The sequence below is a fragment of the Candidatus Dependentiae bacterium genome, from assembly GCA_018897535.1.
GTDB lineage: Bacteria > Babelota > Babeliae > Babelales > UASB340 > UASB340.
Genome location: JAHIKO010000002.1, coordinates 1 through 3,084 on the forward strand (window position 1 = coordinate 1; position 3,084 = coordinate 3,084).

Sequence of the window (3,084 nt, forward strand, 5' to 3'; positions counted from 1 at the left end):
GGTGTCCATCATGCTAAATGCGCCTTCACTATCTATAATTATTAAATCCAATCCGGAATAACCTGTTGTTGCAGCTAAAATTTCTTTTTCTTGATACTCGGAAAGGCGAAGTGTTTCCAATCGTAACAGTGACGCAATTTTTGTACCAAACATATTTTTAAATTCTTCAGGAGAAACTGCACCTTTTATAGGATCAACCTGAACTGCAAAATAAAAACTGTCTAAATTTAAAAACCGTGGTTTTTTAATTGCAGAGCTAACGCGCTCAAATGTTTTGGCTGCTTCTTGTTCGGCTTTGAAATCAAAATCTTTTTTTATTTCGACCAATTTCGTTCTTAAATCATCTATAGTTTCATTAAACGGAACTTTATAACAAAAAGAAACAACTCCAAATTGATGTAACTTACTGGAAATACAGTAGGAATCATATTTTATAAAATCTTCTCCGGACCTACTTTTTGACTCCAATGATTCTATATCAAAAAAAAGAGGTATATGATAATTTTTAAAATATGGAGACGATGCAAAATCCTTTGTATTTACCAATCGTTTTTTTCTAATTTTATCAAGATCAACCTCTTCCCCAATATCAATTGCATAAAATAAATAAATATTTCCATTAAATTTTGTTGCTTGATTAATAAAATTTATATTTTCCATCAATAGCCCCTACTCAAAAAAAGATTTATAAAAATTCAATCTAAAATTTTGCTGCAAGTTAAAAAACTGCTGTATATAAAAACTTTTACACCCTGCAGCCGAACCGGCTTTAATATCCAACAATTTATCCCCAAACATCAATGATTCGGATAAATTAATATTAAACTCTTTTGCTGCGGCAAAAAACATTCCGGGTTTGGGTTTTCTACAGTCGCAATTAATTAAGTATTTTTCATCTACAGCATTACTTTCATGATGTGGACAATAGTAAAATTTTTTAATAAATATATTTTCTTGTTTCAATAAGTTATATAAATATTCGTGGGTTTTTATTACAAACGATTCATCAAAGTATCCTCTGGCTACTCCGGACTGATTTGTAACTACAAAAATTTTATAATCTTTTTCCTGCAGATATCGAAGTAAATATATTGCATCCTGAATAATTTTTATATCATCAATTGATTTTAAATAATTCACATCTTCTATTATTGTACCATCTCGGTCAAAAAAAGCTGCTTTAATTTGTTCCATTTTCTCGAAACCTTCTATATTTTTGCAAGAATTTTGCAGCAATTCTACTGGCATAACCGGATGAACCAACATGCTCCAATAGCACAACCATTGCTAATGGTGATTCACCTTTATATCTAAAATATGAAGCGATCCAACCATGTTCTAAAAATTTTTTATCTTTGTTATCAATATCAAGGCTACTGGTTTGTGCCGTTCCGGTTTTTGCATAAATATCAAAATCTTTAATTCGATTCAATCGTTCTGCAGATCCTATTTCAACAACACTTTTTAAAGCATCTCTTAAAAAATGTAATGTACTGGAAGATACCGGCACCCGCTGATTATAAACTTCTTCTTCAACTAAAATTCTTGGTCTAACCAAATAACCGGTACAAACGGCCGCAATAAGTCGTACCACTTGAATGGGAGTAACTAAAATATAACTCTGCCCAATGGCCGATGAAAGTGTATCGCCCTTCCACCATCTTTCACCCTTAACAGCATATTTCCATTCATAAGTTGGTACCAAGCCTGATGATTCCGCCAATAAAAATCCTGTTTTATTTCCAAGGCCAAACCTGAAAGCAAAATCAGCCAAATCATTTATATTCATTTTTTGAGCTATTTCAAAACAAGGAATATTACAAGAATAAGCCAATGCAGATCGTGAATTCATAAATCCATGACCCAAATGATTAATACAATGATATTTTCTTCCACAAAAATTTAAATAACCACGACAAAAAAAATCGGTATCGGGATTAATTATTCCTTCTTCTATCCCGGCTGCATATGTAATTATTTTAAATATCGAAGCTGGGGGGTATGTGGCAGTAGTCGCCCTATTTAAAAAAACATCAGATTGAATAAAATATTTATTCCAATCTTCTTGACTTATCGGCTTTAAAAACAAATTGGAATCAAAACTTGGAATTGATGTCATAACTTTGATAGCCCCATCCTTTGGATCCATCAAAATAAAAGCTCCAACTTGATCAGGCTCAAAACAAGATTCTGCTATTTTTTGTAACTCCAAATCAAGCGTTAGCATTAAATCTTGTCCCTGCTTAGGCTTGCAAAAGTCTACCTGATCCAACTTTCTGCCTTTGGAATTGGTAACATTTAATACATATCCGGTTTCACCTTTAAGTCTGTCTTGTAATGCATACTCAAGCCCTGCAAGACCCTTTGTAGTATAATCTTGAAAATCTCTACTCAAATAACCCAAAACATGGCTTGCCAAATTATTGTAAAGATAGAATCTTGAAAAACTTGTTTCTATATCTAAATTATAAGAATCTTCACACTGTTCATAGATTTGGGAAAGTTGTTCAAACGTTATATCTTTTTTTAATAAAATTTTTTTGAAATTTTTGTTTATATAATTTATCTTTTTTAAATAATTTTCGTCTAAAAAATTTGTATTTAATATTAAACTTATTTTATTTAAAATATTTTGCTGCAAAGTAAGTAGTTTTATTTCCCCGGAACCCTTCCAGTAAATATTATAAATAGGCCTATTTGAAACCAATAAATTGCCGTTACAATCAACAATATTTCCACGCAATGGTGTTAAAATTTCCGATCTTAAAAAATTTTTTTCACCTAAAGTAAGATATTTACTTTTTGATTTTATTTGCAGGTAAACAAGACGAAACACCAATATTGAAACAAAAAAGAAAAAAAATATTAAAATTTTTACTATTTTTTTATTTCTTTCTTGTAGAAAAAACTCACTAATTGTAAACTCCCCAAAATTTATTTCTTTATATTTATCTCAGGAACCAAACTTTTCATTTTATTCATTGGGTGAATCTCATCACACATTTTTGCAAGCTCAGCAGATGAAACATGAGTATATATTTCTGTAGTTGCAATATTTTTATGTCCCAAAAGTTCCTGTATCAC

Annotated in this window: 3 protein-coding genes; all 3 read right to left on the bottom strand. The window is 30.6% G+C overall.

Annotation, left to right across the window (positions count from 1 at the left end; genetic code table 11):
- On the bottom strand, positions 1-660 hold a 660-nt coding region (locus tag KKE07_00060), incomplete at its 3' end, for a hypothetical protein (protein ID MBU4269261.1).
- Between the two features lie 9 nt (positions 661-669).
- A complete protein-coding gene (locus KKE07_00065; protein ID MBU4269262.1) occupies positions 670-1,194 on the bottom strand; it encodes an HAD family hydrolase in 525 nt (174 codons plus the stop codon).
- On the bottom strand, positions 1,181-2,836 hold the full coding sequence (locus KKE07_00070) for a hypothetical protein (protein MBU4269263.1): 1,656 nt from the start codon (positions 2,834-2,836) through the stop codon (positions 1,181-1,183). Before KKE07_00070 ends, KKE07_00065 begins: the two co-directional genes overlap by 14 nt.
- Positions 2,837-3,084: the final 248 nt, after the last annotated feature.